The following is a 17254-nucleotide window of genomic DNA, read 5'->3' on the forward strand; positions in this document are numbered from 1 at the left end:
ATAACAACTACTTGTTAATTCCAGAAACATCCACGCTCCATGTAAAATTAACAGAAAAAAATGGAACCAAAGTTACCTGTCTTTTATAAATTTTTGAACCTTGAACCTTGAACCTTGAACCTTGAACCTTGAGCCTTGAACCTTGAACCTTGAACCTTGAACCATTTCAATCCTCATTTTCCTCTTTAGGTTTCTCCATTGGCTCCTCCAAATAATCCTCTATTTCTCTTCTATCTTTCTTCGTAGGCCTACCTGCACCTTTTTTTCGATAGTACTCCTTGGAGTATTGTAACAGTTCGTTGTGTTCAAAAGCTTCTTTTGGAGTCGTATCCTTTCTATACATGTCTACCAATTTGGCTCCTACACGACTTGGGGGAATATCCAACACAGTGAATTGATAATTGATTTGATTTTTACGAACTGTAATATTATCCATCGGAAAAACCTCCCTACCCGGTTTAGCTAAATTGTCGTTTATTTTAATGTGACCCTTTTTACAGGCATTGGTGGCAATGTTACGAGTTTTAAAGTAGCGCGTGCTCCACAAGTATTTATCTATACGCATTGCAAATCAAAATCTTTGTTAAGGTTCTAAGCAAAAATAGGGGAAAATTGTATCTTGCGCGCTTAATAATTGTGATGATGAACGTTAAAAATTTCTATTGGGTTGTTTTTATTGCAGCTGCAATATGGTCTTGTAAAAGTGATGACGATAGTGGACCTCCACAACCCGAAAGAGTGCCACCAAGGTTGTTAAGTGAACAGGTCAATGAAGATGATGCAGAGATAGTGGCTTTTTTGAAGTCACATTTTTATAATTACGAGGAATTTCAAAGTCCTGCCGACGATTTTGATTATCAAATTCGATTCGATACCATTGCCGGGAATAATGCCGATAAAATATCAATTTTTGATAGCCCTAATTTGATTACGGAGACCATAAAAGTTTCTTCAGAAAGTTTTGGTAGAACTGATGGAGAAGAGATAGATCATGTATTATATGTGTTAATGGCACGTCAGGGTGCATCGGATAAGACGCCCTCCATTGGTGATAATGTTATTTTGAGATTAGAGGGTTTTGTACTCAATGGAAATTTGTTTGAATCCGTTATTAATCAGCCTACCAAAATTAACTTATCAGTTCTTGGTGACGGCGGATTCAATACTTATGGTTTAGGTAGAGGCATGCAATATTTCAAGACAGGAACGGATCCTGTAGAAAATGGGGACGGTACCTTTAGCTACCAAGGCTACGGAATTGGAGCGATTTTTATGCCTTCCGGTTTGGGGTATTTTAGTCAACCAATTAGTAATTTAGTTCCTCCCTACGCGCCATTGGTGTTTAAGGTGGATGCTTTTAGCTACGAGCCGAATACAGATTTAGATGGAGACGGAATTCCATCTATATTAGAAGACGTTAACAATAACGGCAATCTAAATGATGACAATACGGACAGTGAAGATGAAGTAAGGTCGTTTATACCTAACTATCAGGATGCAGACGACGATAACGACGGCATACCTACAATAGAAGAAATCAATTTAAAAGAAGATGGCAGTTATGACTCCTTTAGGTTTACGGATGATGATGACATCCCTGACCATTTGGATATAGACTCGTAATTTACACTGATAATGTATAGTAATAAGCCCTTTACGAGATTCGTAAAGGGCTTTTATATTTGGTGTTCTACCAGTTCTCTTTTGGTAAGCGGCCAAAGAAATTGAATCTAAATCATTCCCCAACGGCCGTGCCTCGGAGATTGTCAGTTTCAAGATTTTTTTATAGAACGGCAAAACTAAACTACGCATTGGCTGATTTATAGTTGGCAAATGCCAGTAGTGCACCAACACAGGCTATAATTTTAAAGAAAGGCTAAGTATAATCTGATCTGGTCTTGTGTCTACGCGATCTCCGTTTAGGGTAAGGATGTTACTGTTGATAAAATTCAATTCGTTCTCGCTAAATCCTCTTTCGTAGCGCACATCCAAACCAAATTTCCCAAAACTTACGCCTGCTCCTATATTAAGGCCAACCGTAAAGTCCTTCTCAACGTTATCTATGGTAACACCGTCAAACTTATTATTCAAAATATATTGAAATGCCGGGCCTGCAAAAATATTCAGTGGCCCTATGACCTTTAAGCCAACCAAAACGGGTACATCCAATTTATTAACTTTTAAGTCCCCCTCGTTATACCCTGAGGTAGTACTCGTGTAGACTAGCTCCGGTCTCAAGTATAACTTGTTGCCAAGTTTTCCAAAAACACCAACATGATAGCCTACATTTCTATCCGGTGAAGTAACGGCATTCTCTGCGGAATTGAAGAAATCTCCATTTCCTGCATAGTTGATACCACCTTTAATACCAAACCCGGAACCAGTTTGCGCTAAACCAAAAAATCCGGACAGGGCTACTACTGTAATAACTACTAATTTTTTCATAATCATTTTGTTTTGATGAATGAAATGGTAATCAATAACAATACCAAACATCCTGTTTCTCCATATACCATCAGAACGCAATGCCTTCTGCTTTATTGTTTTAGGCGTTCGCCTACTCTGTTAACTCGGATAAAAAGGAACAGCCCCGCAGAATTATCAGAGCAGGCTGTCCTATTTAGGAAATGGGTCGGAAACCCTTAACTTAAACTTAAAAGTAATACCATGTACCAATTGATAATAAGCCGATAAATCGTGTGTTTTTACGTCCTACTTCAAAATAAAAATAAGCCGTAGTTAGGCTATGCCCGGTTTTTCTTTTTCACAGGCCAAAAGAACAATTCAATTTCTTTGGCTGAATTTCAAACGCGAACTGGTATAATAGCCGTTAGGTTGAAAAATCATATAAACCTCCTTAAGCGTCTTAACCAATACCCGTTCGTTTACATAACTTTCCCTATAAGAAACAGGTACTGTAAAAGGGGATAGCGAGTTGTACAAAGTTCGCTGTGATAATGTTTAGTAAATCGTTATGAAGTAAAAACTTATACGTAAAATGGTTTTATTTTGGAATTAAATAGTATACCAAGTAGTTTGTCCAATTTCCAATTTCCAATTTCCAATTTTTCAAATCTCAAATCTAAGGCCTAGCATCCGATACATCTTTACTTTTATTTAAGTTTTGTCGAGGTTGAGTTCATTATATTTGCACTCTTATTCATAAGCTTTTGAAATTTACCTTACACAAGACAGATGTGCTTAGCAAAGCTAGGGCAGGGAGTATAGAAACGGACCACGGCACTATACAGACTCCAATTTTTATGCCGGTGGGTACCGTGGCTTCCGTTAAGGGAGTACATCAAAAAGAACTACGGGAAGAAATTGACCCCGATATTATCCTTGGCAACACCTATCATTTGTTTCTAAGACCCAAGACCCAGATTTTAAAACAAGCCGGGGGGCTGCATAAGTTTATGGGATGGGATAGGAACATCCTAACGGATAGTGGAGGCTACCAAGTATATTCCCTTTCCGCAAATAGAAAAATTAAGGAGGAAGGCGTAAAGTTTAAATCGCATATAGACGGTTCTACCCACATGTTCACGCCTGAGAATGTTATGGAAATACAACGGGTGATCGGTGCGGATATCATTATGGCCTTTGATGAGTGTACGCCATACCCCTGTGACTACAATTACGCAAAACGTTCCATGCACATGACACATCGCTGGTTGGATAGGTGTATTGATCACTTGGAAAAGACTCCTTTTGAGTATGATTACGCGCAGTCTTTTTTCCCCATTGTTCAGGGTTCCACATATAAAGATTTAAGAAGACAGTCCGCCGAATATATTGCGAACGCAGGAGCGGAAGGTAATGCAATAGGTGGCCTATCCGTAGGGGAGCCGGCCGATGAACTATATGCAATGACCGAGGTGGTCTGCGAAATTTTACCCGAAGACAAACCAAGATATTTAATGGGTGTAGGAACGCCAATAAATATTTTGGAAAACATTGCACTGGGAGTAGATATGTTCGATTGTGTTATGCCCACAAGGAATGCCAGAAACGGAATGTTGTTTACCGCGCATGGAACCATCAACATAAAAAATAAAAAGTGGGAGGATGATTTTTCTCCCTTGGATGAAATGGGAACTACATTTGTGGATCGTGAATATAGCAAGGCTTATTTGCGCCATTTGTTCGCTGCCAACGAATACCTTGGTAAACAGATAGCCACCATACACAATCTTGGGTTCTATCTGTGGTTGGTGCGTGAGGCCAGAAAGCGTATATTGGCGGGCGATTTTAGAGAATGGAAAGATAGGATGGTAAAACAAATGGATAAAAGGCTGTAATGCTTTCGATACTGGATAAATATATTTTAAAAAGGTATTTAGCAACATTTTCATTGATGTTGCTCCTGTTCATTCCCATCGGTATCATGGTGAATTTGGCGGAACAGATCGGAAAAATGATCGACAATGAAGCACCGTTGAACGAAATTCTGATCTATTACCTCAATTTTACCATTTATATAGGGAACCTGCTGTTCCCCATATTTCTTTTCCTTTCCGTTATTTTCTTTACGTCCAAGCTTGCGAACAATACCGAAATCGTTGCGATATTAAGCTCTGGTGTATCTTACGGAAGGTTTTTACGCCCGTACTTGATCGGTGCATCCATTATTGCCGTTTTGATGTTTTTTATGACCATGTTCATTGTACCCAGCGCAAGTCTTGGTTTTAACGAGTTTAAATTCAAATACCTTAAAAAGGGAAAGCAAGACCGTATTACCACTAATATTTTTAATCAGTTGAACGAACGGGATTTTATTTATGTAAGCAGCTTTGATCCTGCTCGGCAATTGGGAAATAATTTTACGTTTGAACGGTTTGATGATAAAAACGAACTTGAATTTAAAATTGCTGCCGCAAATATTAGGTGGGTAGAGAAAGATAGTACGTATAGATTAACGTCTTATAGCAAGAGAACGATTAAGGGAGATACGGCATTGATTGAAAGTAAAAGACGATTGGACACTTTGTTCCCGTTTAAAATTAACGACCTTACCCAAGTGTCTTACGTAGCGGAAACAAAGAATCTTTACGAACTGGACGCATTCATAAAAAGCCAAAGAAGAAAAGGGGCGTCCAATATCAATACCTATGTGCTGGTGAAATATAAAAGGTGGGCATTACCGCTTACCGCCTTTATTCTTACCATTATAGCCGTTGCCGTTTCTTCTGTAAAAAGGCGAGGGGGAATGGGGGTCAACTTGGCCTTTGGGATTTTGGTTGCTTTTGTCTTCGTATTCTTTGATAAGGTTTTTGGAACCCTCGCGGAGCAATCGGGGTTTTCACCGCTTTTGGCGGTGGTCATTCCTAACGTTCTCTTTGGCGCTTTGGCGCTTTATTTGTTACAAAATGCAAAAAGATAGATTAAGTAACCTCCTCCATCTTCATGTTATAGTATTTATCTACGGTTTTACCGCAATTCTGGGAAAACTAATTTCTTTGGATTCCTTACCGTTGGTATGGTATAGAATGGGATTGGCAGCTTTCTTTATTTACCTGTATATCCGCGCATCAAAATTCACTCTTCGAGTAACTAAGAAAACCCTGCTCTGGTTCATTTTTGCGGGAATCGTTGTAGCCTTACATTGGGTTACTTTTTTTATGGCCATTAAAGTCTCTACGGTTTCCGTAGCCTTGGCAATGATGTCCACGGGTGCTTTTTTTACGGCGATTTTAGAGCCTATTCTATTTAAGCGAAAAGTAGTTGGTTATGAACTGTTGTTTGGGGTATTGGTAATATTGGGTCTTTATCTGATTTTTCGAGTAGAGTCCAACCATCTATATGGTATGGTAATCGCTTTGGTATCGTCCCTTTTAGCGGCTATTTTTTCGATTGTGAACGCACAACTTGTGAAGAAGAACGGACCCTCGGTAATATCGTTTTATGAATTAGGTATCGGATCTATATTTTTAAGCTTATTGCTTGGTGTTACCGGAGGTTTTACCTCGGACTTTTTTGCAGTACAAACGGCAGATTGGTGGTATCTTATTATTTTGGCCTTACTATGTACATCCTATGCATTTATTGCGTCCGTAAAGATAATGCGAGTGCTTACCGCTTATACGGTAATGCTCACCAATAACCTAGAACCCGTTTATGGGATTCTAATGGCATGGGTATTTTTTGGCGCTCGGGAACAGATGAATCCACTATTTTATGTGGGCGCTTTGATTATATTATTGACAGTGATAGCAAATGGTATTCTCAAACATAGCACCAGTAAAAAACAGACATCAGCTAAAGAATAGCCATTAAAGTTTTATCTTTGAGGCCACAACTAACTAAATCTTTTTTTGAACTATGGAATATTTGGATTTTGAACTTCCCATAAAGGAGCTGGAAGACCAATTGGACAAGTGTATGATTATTGGGGAGGAGAGTGATGTTGACGTTACCGAAACCTGCAAGCAGATAGAAAAAAAATTAGCCGAAACCAGAAAGGATATATATAAGAACCTTACGGCGTGGCAGCGCGTGCAGCTATCAAGACACCCAAATAGGCCGTATACGCTAGACTATATAAAGGCTATTTGTGGTGATACTTTTTTGGAACTGCATGGGGATCGCACCGTTAAGGATGACAAGGCCATGATCGGTGGTCTGGGGAAAATAGGTGACCAATCTTTTATGTTCATTGGACAGCAAAAAGGATATAATACAAAGACAAGGCAGTACCGGAACTTTGGTATGGCAAACCCGGAAGGCTACCGGAAAGCACTGCGTCTTATGAAATCTGCCGAAAAATTTAATATCCCGGTAGTCTGTTTGATAGATACACCTGGAGCTTACCCAGGAATTGAAGCGGAAGAGCGTGGACAGGGAGAGGCCATTGCACGTAACATTATGGAGATGACAAGACTTAAAGTACCCATTATCGTTGCTATTATAGGTGAAGGTGCCTCGGGTGGAGCTTTGGGTATCGGTGTAGGCGACAAAGTTTTGATGTTGGAAAATACTTGGTACTCGGTTATCTCACCGGAATCCTGTTCTTCTATTTTATGGAGAAGCTGGGAGTACAAGGAGATTGCCGCAACCGCTTTAAAATTAACGGCGACCGATATGAAGAAGCTGAAATTAATTGATGAGATCGTTAGGGAACCCGCTGGCGGTGCACATGCCAATAGGGAAAAGACCTTTGACATCCTGAAGAACAAAATAGTTTCACATTATGGTGAACTTCAAAAGTTATCACCAAAAGAACTTGTGAAACTACGTATGGAAAAATACGAGGAGATGGGTGTTTTTAATGGTTGATATGCCATTTTTGCAACCTCAGGAAAATCCAGAGTTTTTATTCTCTGGATTTTTTTTGTTATCAACATAAAATTGTAACTTATTAACAGGTAATTGTTAGTGAACTGTGAACATCCTTGAACGGGAATCCAGTGTTAGCTAAACGTTAATTGTATATTTTCGCATTCATGGAGAACACGAAACCTTTAGTTGGTCGTAAGATCGACAAATCTACTATTATTAGCCTTGAAAGGGGTAAGATTCCACCACAAGCAGTTGATTTGGAGGAGGTTGTGATTGGCGCCATGATGATCGACAAGAAAGGAGTCGATGAGGTTATCGATATTTTACATCCAGATGTTTTCTACAAGGATGCGCACCGGTTTATATATGAAGCTATATTTGTGTTGTTCGAAGAGTCCCAACCAGTGGATTTATTAACCGTTTCCTCCCAGTTGAAGAAAGTTGGTAAACTAGAGGCGATAGGAGGTGATTTCTACTTGATAAAACTCACCCAAAAGGTAGCTTCATCTGCCCATATCGAGTTTCATGCCCGCATAATTCTACAGAAGTATATTCAGAGGAGTTTGATTAAGATTTCCAATGAAATTATAGAAGAAGCGTACGACGAAAGCACCGATGTTTTTGACTTGTTGGATGCGGCGGAATCCAAGTTGTACGATGTTACACAAGGAAATTTAAAGCGCTCTGCGGAAACGGCTCAGAATTTGGTGATACAGGCCAAGAAAAGAATAGAGGAAATTGCCAATAAGGAAGGCTTAAGTGGCGTGCCCTCCGGTTTTGATAAAGTGGATAAGCTTACCTCTGGTTGGCAGCCTAGTGATTTGATTATTATAGCGGCACGTCCAGGTATGGGTAAAACGGCATTAACCTTGTCCATGGCAAAGAACATGGCCGTAAATTCCAACATTCCGGTAGCATTTTTCTCCTGTGAGATGTCTTCCGTACAACTGATTACCCGTTTAATATCTTCGGAGACCGGACTTTCCTCGGAAAAGCTACGAACAGGAAAATTGGAAAAGCACGAATGGGAACAGTTGAACGTGAAGGTGAAGGCACTTGAAAAGGCGCCGCTGTTCATAGACGATACGCCATCTCTTTCTATCTTTGACCTTAGGGCAAAAGCAAGGCGTTTGGCTTCCCAACATGGCATTAAAATGATCGTAATCGATTACCTACAGCTCATGACTGCGGGTGGTTCTCAAAAAGGAGGGAATAGGGAACAGGAAATTTCTACAATATCGCGTAACCTAAAAGCATTGGCAAAGGAACTCAATATCCCCGTAATTGCACTCTCACAACTATCAAGGGCCGTGGAAACACGTGGGGGGAGCAAAAGGCCTTTGCTGTCGGATCTTAGGGAATCCGGTGCCATTGAGCAAGATGCGGATATTGTTGCTTTTATCTACAGGCCTGAATATTATAAGATAGACGAATGGGACGATGAGGAAAGAAGTCCCACACAAGGCCAGGGAGAGTTGATTGTGGCCAAGCATAGGAACGGTGGACTGGAGAATATCCGACTGAAATTTATTGGTAATTTAGGTAAGTTCGACAACCTGGACGATTTTGACTCCCCTTTTGAATTCCAATCGAAGATGAACGAAAACGAAGAGAATCCGTTCGCAACCAAAAATTTGCCTACAACGGATCAAGCCTTTGGTAGCAACATGAACCCAGGTTTAGATCCGGAGGACGATGATGAGGTACCGTTTTAACTACGGATGGGGCAAGCTTTATGCTGAAGTTTCAAGTTCAAGTTCAAAAAAAATAAATTTAAGCCAAACCCAAATACGAAAGACTAGCCCCGTAATCTTTAATCCTCGCCTTGGAAGTTAAATTCGCTGGCTACGGCCTTAGGAGACTGTTTTCTTTTTTTGCCATTTCTTTAACTAGTGCCTTTTTAGGGAGCACCGCTTTTTGGTTTATCTTTGAGTTGTCAGCTCTAAAGAAAGCACCATATGCGTAAAGGTATTTTTTCTCTTTTCTTTATTCTTATTTCTTTATCCTTGTCTGCCAGCTCCATCCTTATACCCATGGATGCGGATAGTCAAAAAAACCACTTAAAAGCCTACGGTATTACGTACTGGGTGCTCGCCAAACAACAGAAGGTACAGTGGTTGTTAAACTACAGGGGCGGTTCTTTTTTGTTGCCAGACGGGGAAAGTATCCGAAAAGAATGCCAGATACGCGGTGTGTCTTTTGAAGTTGTATCGGATAATCAAGCGAACGCTATTTTGGATGAGATTAGCAGTCCGTCCAAAAATCAAGATGCGGTTATTTTGGAGAAAGCGCCTAAGATTGCAGTGTATTCTCCGCAAGGAAATCAACCTTGGGACGATGCCGTAACCATGGTATTGACCTATGCCGAAATACCGTATGTAACTATTTATGATGAGGAAGTATTAAGTGATAAACTAGCTTTGTATGATTGGCTGCACCTCCATCATGAGGATTTTACCGGTCAATATGGTAAGTTTTATGGGGCATATAGAGCAACACCTTGGTATATAGATGGTAAAAAGGAGGCTGAAAAATTGGCCAAAAAATTGGGTTATGACAAAGTTTCGGAGCAAAAGGGCGCCGTTGCCCAAAAAATCAGGAACTATGTAATCGGTGGTGGATTCATGTTTGCTATGTGCTCCGCTACGGATAGTTTTGACATAGCCCTTGCTGCCGATGGTGTGGATATCTGTGAACCTATGTTCGATGGGGATGCCTCCGACCCCAATTATCAGGCTAGTTTGGATTTCAGAAAAACATTCGCGTTTACCGATTTTACCCTGGAAAGAAACCCGATGAAATATGAGTTTTCTTCCATCGATATGACTACGAAAAGAGGTAATGTTCCCAGGGAGTCGGATTATTTTTCGTTGATGGATTTTTCTGCCAAATGGGATGTGGTGCCTACGATGCTATGCCAGAACCACACTTCCCTTGTAAAGGGTTTTATGGGGCAGACAACGGCCTTTAATAGACCGCAGATCAAACCTACCGTATTAGTATTAGGAGAAAACAAGTTAAACGGAGAAGCGAGATACATCCATGGCATCAAGGGTAAAGGTTTTTTTACCTTCTATGGAGGGCACGATCCGGAAGACTATCAGCATAGGGTAGGGGATCCAAAAACCGAATTGGAGTTGCATCCCACTTCTCCCGGCTACAGATTAATTTTAAACAATGTGCTGTTTCCAGCGGCTCGAAAAAAGAAACAGAAAACTTAGCTTGTTTTGGAGCCGGTCTGAGAGGCATACGTACTTTCAAAAATCTTATCAGCATTGGCAGATTCAAATCCATCCCTTCTTTGTGTTCTAACAAGTTGATTCTTTGGTATATCTTTGAATTCAGGCAGGGCAAGCCGTTCCGCAAATTCCACATAGCTTCCCGGAATTTTCATTTTTTCACCGTTCTTAAAGGTAGCTTCCATCATTTTGGCAACCGAACTGCTTTGTCTAAGAAGGCCATCTGCACTCTGTTTTATGATACCACCAGAGGTGTTAAGCTGTATACCTATATCCACTAAAAATGAGTTGAACGTTTCCATAGTATTGTAACCGTTTTTGAGCTCATGTACGCTAATGGTATAGTGATTTAGATAATAACGATTATAAATTACCCACGCGGCATATTCACTTTCTTTTGCAAGTGCTGTATAGTCTTCAATAGTTGGCAAGTCCCATAGAGAGGTGTAGAAAAAATTTCCAACGGCGGCTACATCATTTAAGTCCATAGCGTCTACGGGGTCGGATGTAACTTGCTTCGTATATTGTTTTATTACCGCTATTGTGGCTGCTGGTAAATCGGAAACCCGCAATTCACTTATGAATATTCTTGGGTATTCCGGTGCTGGCGGCGCATACCAATACGCATTTAACTTCTTGGCTTCAAAATAATAATAGTCCCTTTTTTCATATCCATAGTGCAGGAATATTTTTTCTAAAGATGTTATGCCTAAAAACGGGACCCCAAGGGTCCTAAACGCAATATGATCATTTACAATTTCAGTATCTGATGTGATAACTCCCCTGTCTAGCAAGGCGTTAGATACCTTTTGTACATCCGAAACACTTTCTTTGTAAGGTTCGAAAAGAAGGGTCATAAGTTTGTCAAGATCAGCGTTCTTATTAAATTTCATAGCTATGGTAATTAGTGGTGCTGTTATTGGTAAAATAATTGTGTTTAGACGTTTATTGGTTTGAACAAAAACAAGATGTCGAACCTGGTTGATACTAACGTTTTTCTGGGCGTTTCCGTATCACAATTGCGACAACAATTTTTCAAGTACTAGTTCAACACCAAAGTTGTTGTTGGATAATGTTTGAAATTTTGCCGTGCTTTTCACATTGGAATGGGCATTCTCCATGGCAAAACTATAATCTGCGAGCGCCAACATTTCCAAGTCGTTATTATAATCTCCAAAAACCATCAACTCATTTGGCTTTATATTATGTGTATCCATCAATTGTTGTAGGGCAAAACCTTTATTAGCATTTGCGCTGGAGATATCTACCCAGTTACTTCCTGAGACTTTGACTTGAAGCAGGTTTTCCAAATGTTTTACATGTGGATAAATATGCTTTTCCGAACTTTCAAAATGATACATAGCCACTTTAATAATTTCTGCGCTAACGTTTTCTAGTTGGTCTACCAACACAAATTCTGAATAGTATTCTTTTAATTTGTCTACGAAAGCATCTGATTTTTTAGTGAGGTATGCGGTATGTTTACCACAAAGTACGGGATGTATGTCCGTTTGTTGGTTTAGGATACTCAAGGTTTCGGTAACATATTTGTTGGGTAGGGGAGTGGATAACAATTCCTTTTCTCTTTGCACTACAAAACCACCGTTTTCTGCTACCACAATAATGTCGTTCTTTATGGGGCCTAGTTTGTCTATTATACTGTTATATTGTCTTCCGCTGGCCGCAACAAATAGTATTCCTTTGGACTTGAGACCGGTAAATAGTTCAAAGAAACGGCTGCTTACCTCGTGGTTGGAGTTCAGTAGTGTGCCGTCCATGTCGGTTACTACCATCTTTATTTTGGATACATCCATCTGTTGCTTAATTTAGTATGCAAAGGTATTTCAATAGAAGGGATTACCCATGGATGCGCAGATAGTTTTATGAAAACGAAAAGTAGTAACAAATGAGTTGGTTTCAGCAAAAAGTGAAGTTGCCCCCGTTGCCAAGAGGGTTTCACTTAATAACGGATAAAGTTGTCGGGGCATGTCCAGAAATGTCAACCATTAACATTGGAATATGTCAGGTATTCATTCAGCACACCTCCGCTAGTTTGACCATAAACGAAAATGCCGATCCAAGTGTACGAACCGATTTTGAAAGGCATATAAATATTATGGTGCCGGAAAATGCTCCGTATTATATACATACCTATGAAGGTTCGGACGATATGCCCGCACATATCAAAGCATCGCTGATGGGTGCTTCTGTACAGATTCCGATAACAAACGGAAAATTGAACCTAGGGATCTGGCAGGGCATTTATCTTTGTGAGCATAGAAACAATGCTTCTGGAAGGGATATTGTGATTACTGTTTTCGGGAGGTGATAAGAATCTGAGTAATATGTAGAAGGCTACGGAGGAAGCCAATTTGAACAAAATTATAATTTTAGTTATCAAAAATTTCACAACGCCGGAAGACGGGTTTATTTTTTTAAGGTAAATGACGACGAGAAGCTTGTTGAAGGAGAAACGCATCCCTTGTTAAAGGGAGTAGAAATTAACGACGGGTAAAGGGGAACAGTTTCTTCTATATTGGTGCAAGGCCATTATAGTAATAGAAATGAGTTGGTTGAATGGCAGGAGTTTAAATGGCAATGGTAAAGGCCAATGGATGAAGCGCGTGTGGAGTGCTCAAAATAAAAAAATCCGATTCGTTAGAATCGGATTTTCAAGTGAGATATAAGATTTATTTTATTTTACCTGATCTACAATCGCTTTAAAAGCATCGGGATGGTTCATGGCCAAATCGGCAAGAACTTTTCTGTTGAGTTCTATATTATTGGCTTTTACTTTACCCATAAATTGAGAATAGGACATTCCGTGTTGTCTTGCACCTGCATTGATACGGGTAATCCATAGTGCGCGAAACGTTCTTTTTTTGTTTCTACGGTCTCTGTAAGCATATAACATTGCTTTTTCAACCGCGTTTTTTGCTACTGTCCAAACGTTTTTACGTCTTCCAAAGTAGCCTTTGGCTTGCTTCATCACCTTTTTTCTTCTGGCTCTGGAAGCTACTGCATTTACTGATCTTGGCATTTCTTTTAATTTTTTTTGTAGTAGGCGTCCTATGCTTTTAATTTCGGAACTTCAGTGCCTAACTCCATGGTTAATAATTTTACCTTGTTCTAAAAAACAAATTACTTTAAACGTAATTGCTCTTTTATACTGTTTACGTCATGGTCATGCACCAAAGTGGAATGAGTTAACGCAAGCTTTCGCTTTTTAGATTTCTTTGTAAGAATGTGGCTCTTAAAAGCGTGCTTTCTTTTGATTTTACCAGAACCGGTAAGCTTAAATCGCTTTTTAGCACTGGATTTTGTTTTCTGTTTAGGCATTTTCTCCTATTTAATTAATTAATCTCACTTTATGCTGAACTCGTTTCAGCATCGCTGCATCTTCGGGTTTCAGTATTTTATCGAACTCGTTTCAGCATCGCTGCATCTTCGGGTTTCAGTATTTTATCGAACTCGTTACAGCATAGCTGCATCTCCGGGTTTCATTTTTATCTATGTCTTGTCTCAGTATCTTGGCTTTCCGTGTCTTTGGTGTTAATCGTACTCCTACACCAAAATCCTCCAGGGTTTCCTTTACTTCAACTTATTTAATCGGCCTTATTTCAATCTAAACGCCACTTGCAATGGGCAAGCAGCGTTCCTTATCTTAAAATCGACTTTTCCTAAAACCGATTTCTTATTTACTTTTCGTTTTAGGAGCTAAGAACATGGTCATTCTTTTCCCTTCCAACTTTGGCATTTGCTCTACCTTTCCAAGTTCTTCTAATTCAGACGCTAATTTTAAAAGTAATATTTCACCTTGATCTTTATAAACGATAGACCTTCCTTTAAAAAATACATAAGCCTTAAGCTTGGCACCTTCTTTAAGGAATTTTTCAGCGTGCTTCTTCTTAAACTCGTAATCATGGTCATCTGTATTGGGACCAAAACGAATTTCTTTTACGACCACTTTGGAGGCTTTTGCCTTCATGGCCTTGTCCCTCTTTTTCTGTTCGTATAAGAATTTCTTGTAATCTATTATCTTACAAACAGGTGGATTTGCTTTTGGTGAAATTTCCACCAAATCCAATTCTAATTCCTTGGATAAATCCAAAGCTTTTCTGATAGGGTATACACCAATTTCCACATTGTCGCCAACCAACCTTACTTCTGGAGCAAGTATTTTTTCATTGATATTGTGGGGATTTTTATTTTCCCTTCTAGGTTGAGGCCTAAATCTTTTACGTATTGCTATGACTAATAATTTTTAATTAAACTTATTTTTTTAAAACGACTTTAAGGTACTATTTATTTCAGTATTTACCAAGTCCGTGAACGCTGCTATCGAAATTGCTCCTAAATCTTCTCCTCCATGCTTTCGAACGGATATGGTATTGGCCTTCTCATCGGTTTCACCTACAATCAGCATAAATGGTATTTTATTCATCTCTGCTTCTCGTATTTTCTTGCCTATAGTTTCATTTCTACTATCCAAGAGGGCGCGAATTTCGTTATTTTCTAGGGATTTTAAAACTTTTTCAGCATATTTTTCGTGTTTCTCGCTAACAGGTAAAATAATCGCCTGTTCCGGAGTCAACCATAAGGGGAAATTACCACCCGTATGTTCTAGCAATAGGGCGATAAAGCGCTCCATGCTTCCAAAAGGGGCCCTATGAATCATTACAGGTCTATGAAGTTCGTTGTCACTGCCTTTATAGGTGAGTTCAAATCGTTCAGGTAGATTGTAATCGACCTGTATGGTACCTAATTGCCATTTTCTTCCTAAAGCATCTTTGACCATGAAGTCAAGCTTTGGCCCGTAAAATGCAGCTTCTCCCTTTTCTATAACATAATCTAGTCCTTTTTCGTCTGCCGCGTTGATAATGGCTTGCTCTGCCTTTTCCCAATTTTCAACAGAGCCTATGTATTTGTCGGGATTGTTCAAATCTCTTACAGATACTTGCGCAGTGAAATCTTCGAAACCAAGGGATTTTAATACATATAAGGACAGGTCGATTACATCTTTGAATTCCTGGTCCAACTGTTCTGGCATGCAGAAAATATGTGCATCGTCTTGAGTAAACCCTCTAACTCTTGTTAATCCATGGAGTTCCCCGCTTTGTTCGTACCTGTAAACGGTACCAAATTCGGCATATCTTTTAGGTAGATCCTTATAGCTAAAAGGTTTTGTTTTGTAAATTTCACAATGATGTGGGCAATTCATCGGTTTAAGTAAAAACTCTTCATCGTCTTTAGGTGTTTTTATAGGCTGAAAGCTGTCCTCACCGTATTTGGCATAATGCCCAGAGGTCACATATAGTTCCTTTTGACCAATATGCGGTGTCATGACCATCTCGTACCCGGCTTTCTTTTGCGCTTTTTTAAGAAATTGCTCCAAACGTTCTCGTAATGCGGCCCCTTTTGGTAGCCATAAGGGAAGACCTTGCCCTACTTTCTGTGAAAACGTAAATAATTCAAGTTCTTTTCCAAGTTTTCTGTGATCTCTCTTTTTCGCTTCTTCTAAAAGTGCAAGGTACTCTGTAAGCTCTTTCTGTTTTGGAAAAGATATGCCATAAACCCGCGTAAGTTGGGTATTGTTTTCATCTCCTCTCCAATAAGCGCCGGCAACGCTAAGAATTTTTATCGCCTTAACGATGCCCGTGTTGGGAATATGTCCTCCACGACAAAGATCGGTAAAGCTGTCATGATCGCAAAAGGTAATGGTGCCATCCTCTAAATTTTCTATAAGCTCTACTTTATATTCGTTTCCTTGTTCTTTGTAAAAATCTAGCGCCTCGGATTTGCTTAAAGAACGCATTTTAAATTCGTGTTTGCCCCTGGCTATTTCGATTGCCTTTTGTTCGATTTTCTGAAAATCCTTATCAGAGATACTTCCTTCGGGTAATTCTACATCGTAATAAAAACCATTTTCAATTGCGGGTCCTATGGTTAATTTTATTCCGGGATATAGTTCTTCCAGTGCCTGTGCGACAATATGTGAGGTAGAATGCCAAAAGGCAGTTTTTCCCTCCTGGTCGTTCCATGTAAATAAGGTCAATGTCCCGTCTTCCGTTAAGGGGGTAGCGGTCTCTACAATGGTATCTTTGAATTTTGCGGAGATAACGTTTCTAGCAAGCCCATGGCTAATACTGTTGGCAACGTCCATTGGGGTAGCTCCTTTGTTAAATTGTTTTAAAGAGCCATCGGGTAAGGTAATATTAATCATTGTGTCTTTATATATGGAAGGCAAAGATAATGCGTTGGTATTAGGTCTACAATAATATAATGCTCTGTTTTCGGTGTTTTGTTTTCTGATTTTAGAAGGTTTTAGTTGTTACAAGGAAAGAAGTGACGTTCAAAGTAACCTGCAAAGCGGGGTATGCGCTTCAAAACACATTTTCTAACAGTTCTATTTGGTTATTTCTTTAAAATATAGTAAATTCAATGCCCTTTTTGATGCTGGGTTGGGTTTATAATCACTTATTTTATAGTGTCTTATGGCCTTGTGTTGAAAAAGGTTGAAAAAAGATTGTTTTTTATTGTTGTCGGTTTGAAAAAGGGTGTTACATTTGCACCCCGCAAACGGGCTATGTGATGTAGTTTTAGTAGCGGTACGTTCCTTAAAAGTGTTGTTGGTGTCCGGTTGTTTTCCCGGCCTTGGAAAAAAAAATATTTTTTTTTTGAAAAAGCTTGTCGGGAATAAAAACAGTTGTATATTTGCAGCCGCTTAGGCAAATGGC

16 protein-coding genes are annotated in these 17254 nt (G+C 39.5%); 8 read left to right on the forward strand and 8 right to left on the reverse strand.

From position 1 onward, the window contains the following. Positions 1–166: 166 nt before the first annotated feature. Positions 167–565 carry an RNA-binding S4 domain-containing protein gene (locus tag ACFQZJ_RS13600; protein WP_379935279.1) on the reverse strand — a complete coding sequence of 133 codons (399 nt, stop codon included), beginning with the start codon at positions 563–565 and terminating at the stop codon, positions 167–169. A gap of 74 nt (positions 566–639) precedes the next feature. Between ACFQZJ_RS13600 and ACFQZJ_RS13605 the strand changes: the two genes are divergently transcribed. Then, a complete protein-coding gene (locus tag ACFQZJ_RS13605) occupies positions 640–1623 on the forward strand; it encodes an FKBP-type peptidyl-prolyl cis-trans isomerase (protein ID WP_379935281.1) in 984 nt (327 codons plus the stop codon). 234 nt (positions 1624–1857) lie between these two features. Here the strand turns inward: ACFQZJ_RS13605 and ACFQZJ_RS13610 are convergent, their stop codons facing one another. Continuing rightward, entirely contained in the window at positions 1858–2445 is a 588-nt protein-coding gene (locus tag ACFQZJ_RS13610) for a porin family protein (protein ID WP_379935283.1), read from the reverse strand. A gap of 725 nt (positions 2446–3170) precedes the next feature. On the opposite strand from ACFQZJ_RS13610, the gene tgt reads away from it, so the two are divergent. From tgt to ACFQZJ_RS13640, 6 genes are all read left to right on the forward strand, one after another. Continuing rightward, positions 3171–4301, forward strand: a complete 1131-nt coding sequence (tgt, locus tag ACFQZJ_RS13615; RefSeq protein WP_379935285.1) for a tRNA guanosine(34) transglycosylase Tgt — start codon at positions 3171–3173, stop codon at positions 4299–4301. Continuing rightward, the gene (locus ACFQZJ_RS13620; protein ID WP_379935287.1) at positions 4301–5383 is read left to right on the forward strand and encodes an LptF/LptG family permease; all 1083 of its coding nucleotides are present in this window, start codon (positions 4301–4303) and stop codon (positions 5381–5383) included. Before tgt ends, ACFQZJ_RS13620 begins: the two co-directional genes overlap by 1 nt. Then, positions 5370–6269 (forward strand): DMT family transporter, encoded by a 900-nt coding sequence (locus ACFQZJ_RS13625; RefSeq protein ID WP_379935288.1) that lies wholly within the window; start codon positions 5370–5372, stop codon positions 6267–6269. The genes ACFQZJ_RS13620 and ACFQZJ_RS13625 overlap by 14 nt, the downstream gene beginning before the upstream one ends. Before the next feature lie 52 nt (positions 6270–6321). Beyond that, positions 6322–7275 carry an acetyl-CoA carboxylase carboxyltransferase subunit alpha gene (locus tag ACFQZJ_RS13630; protein ID WP_379935289.1) on the forward strand — a complete coding sequence of 318 codons (954 nt, stop codon included), beginning with the start codon at positions 6322–6324 and terminating at the stop codon, positions 7273–7275. A 167-nt stretch (positions 7276–7442) separates the two neighbouring features. Further along, the gene (gene dnaB / locus ACFQZJ_RS13635) at positions 7443–8993 is read left to right on the forward strand and encodes a replicative DNA helicase (RefSeq protein ID WP_379935291.1); all 1551 of its coding nucleotides are present in this window, start codon (positions 7443–7445) and stop codon (positions 8991–8993) included. Positions 8994–9236: 243 nt separating this feature from the next. After that, complete coding sequence (locus ACFQZJ_RS13640; RefSeq protein ID WP_379935292.1) at positions 9237–10499, forward strand: asparagine synthetase B; 1263 nt, start codon at positions 9237–9239, stop codon at positions 10497–10499. Here ACFQZJ_RS13640 and ACFQZJ_RS13645 read toward each other — a convergent pair. Next, positions 10496–11410 carry a DUF1338 domain-containing protein gene (locus ACFQZJ_RS13645; protein WP_379935294.1) on the reverse strand — a complete coding sequence of 305 codons (915 nt, stop codon included), beginning with the start codon at positions 11408–11410 and terminating at the stop codon, positions 10496–10498. The two genes, ACFQZJ_RS13640 and ACFQZJ_RS13645, sit on opposite strands and share 4 nt — an antisense overlap. Positions 11411–11530: 120 nt before the next feature. Next, on the reverse strand, positions 11531–12331 hold the full coding sequence (locus ACFQZJ_RS13650) for an HAD family hydrolase (protein WP_379935295.1): 801 nt from the start codon (positions 12329–12331) through the stop codon (positions 11531–11533). Between the two features lie 92 nt (positions 12332–12423). Between ACFQZJ_RS13650 and ACFQZJ_RS13655 the strand changes: the two genes are divergently transcribed. Further along, positions 12424–12846: a secondary thiamine-phosphate synthase enzyme YjbQ gene (locus tag ACFQZJ_RS13655; protein ID WP_379935297.1), complete on the forward strand. Its 423-nt coding sequence runs from the start codon at positions 12424–12426 to the stop codon at positions 12844–12846. 366 nt (positions 12847–13212) lie between these two features. Here the strand turns inward: ACFQZJ_RS13655 and rplT are convergent, their stop codons facing one another. The 4 genes from rplT to thrS form a co-directional block, all read right to left on the reverse strand. Further along, positions 13213–13557: a 50S ribosomal protein L20 gene (rplT, locus tag ACFQZJ_RS13660; RefSeq protein WP_379935299.1), complete on the reverse strand. Its 345-nt coding sequence runs from the start codon at positions 13555–13557 to the stop codon at positions 13213–13215. Between the two features lie 101 nt (positions 13558–13658). Next, the gene (gene rpmI / locus ACFQZJ_RS13665) at positions 13659–13856 is read right to left on the reverse strand and encodes a 50S ribosomal protein L35 (protein WP_379935301.1); all 198 of its coding nucleotides are present in this window, start codon (positions 13854–13856) and stop codon (positions 13659–13661) included. 355 nt (positions 13857–14211) lie between these two features. Then, entirely contained in the window at positions 14212–14769 is a 558-nt protein-coding gene (gene infC, locus ACFQZJ_RS13670) for a translation initiation factor IF-3 (RefSeq protein WP_379935314.1), read from the reverse strand. Positions 14770–14799: 30 nt separating this feature from the next. Continuing rightward, entirely contained in the window at positions 14800–16740 is a 1941-nt protein-coding gene (gene thrS, locus ACFQZJ_RS13675) for a threonine--tRNA ligase (RefSeq protein WP_379935303.1), read from the reverse strand. Between the last annotated feature and the right edge of the window lie 514 nt (positions 16741–17254).

Origin of the sequence: Maribacter chungangensis, from assembly GCF_042676845.1 — a bacterium.
GTDB classification, from domain to species: domain Bacteria; phylum Bacteroidota; class Bacteroidia; order Flavobacteriales; family Flavobacteriaceae; genus Maribacter; species Maribacter chungangensis.

Bases quoted from the DNA above. Each gene is read 5' to 3' on its own strand.
- ACFQZJ_RS13610 (WP_379935283.1), bottom strand. From the start codon at position 2,445: ATGAAAAAATTAGTAGTTATTACAGTAGTAGCCCTGTCCGGATTTTTT.
- ACFQZJ_RS13650 (WP_379935295.1), bottom strand. From the start codon at position 12,331: ATGGATGTATCCAAAATAAAGATGGTAGTAACCGACATGGACGGCACA.
- rpmI (WP_379935301.1), bottom strand. From the start codon at position 13,856: ATGCCTAAACAGAAAACAAAATCCAGTGCTAAAAAGCGATTTAAGCTT.
- ACFQZJ_RS13605 (WP_379935281.1), top strand. From the start codon at position 640: ATGATGAACGTTAAAAATTTCTATTGGGTTGTTTTTATTGCAGCTGCA.
- thrS (WP_379935303.1), bottom strand. From the start codon at position 16,740: ATGATTAATATTACCTTACCCGATGGCTCTTTAAAACAATTTAACAAA.
- ACFQZJ_RS13625 (WP_379935288.1), top strand. From the start codon at position 5,370: ATGCAAAAAGATAGATTAAGTAACCTCCTCCATCTTCATGTTATAGTA.
- ACFQZJ_RS13620 (WP_379935287.1), top strand. From the start codon at position 4,301: ATGCTTTCGATACTGGATAAATATATTTTAAAAAGGTATTTAGCAACA.
- ACFQZJ_RS13600 (WP_379935279.1), bottom strand. From the start codon at position 565: ATGCGTATAGATAAATACTTGTGGAGCACGCGCTACTTTAAAACTCGT.
- ACFQZJ_RS13655 (WP_379935297.1), top strand. From the start codon at position 12,424: ATGAGTTGGTTTCAGCAAAAAGTGAAGTTGCCCCCGTTGCCAAGAGGG.
- dnaB (WP_379935291.1), top strand. From the start codon at position 7,443: ATGGAGAACACGAAACCTTTAGTTGGTCGTAAGATCGACAAATCTACT.
- rplT (WP_379935299.1), bottom strand. From the start codon at position 13,557: ATGCCAAGATCAGTAAATGCAGTAGCTTCCAGAGCCAGAAGAAAAAAG.
- ACFQZJ_RS13640 (WP_379935292.1), top strand. From the start codon at position 9,237: ATGCGTAAAGGTATTTTTTCTCTTTTCTTTATTCTTATTTCTTTATCC.
- ACFQZJ_RS13630 (WP_379935289.1), top strand. From the start codon at position 6,322: ATGGAATATTTGGATTTTGAACTTCCCATAAAGGAGCTGGAAGACCAA.
- ACFQZJ_RS13645 (WP_379935294.1), bottom strand. From the start codon at position 11,410: ATGAAATTTAATAAGAACGCTGATCTTGACAAACTTATGACCCTTCTT.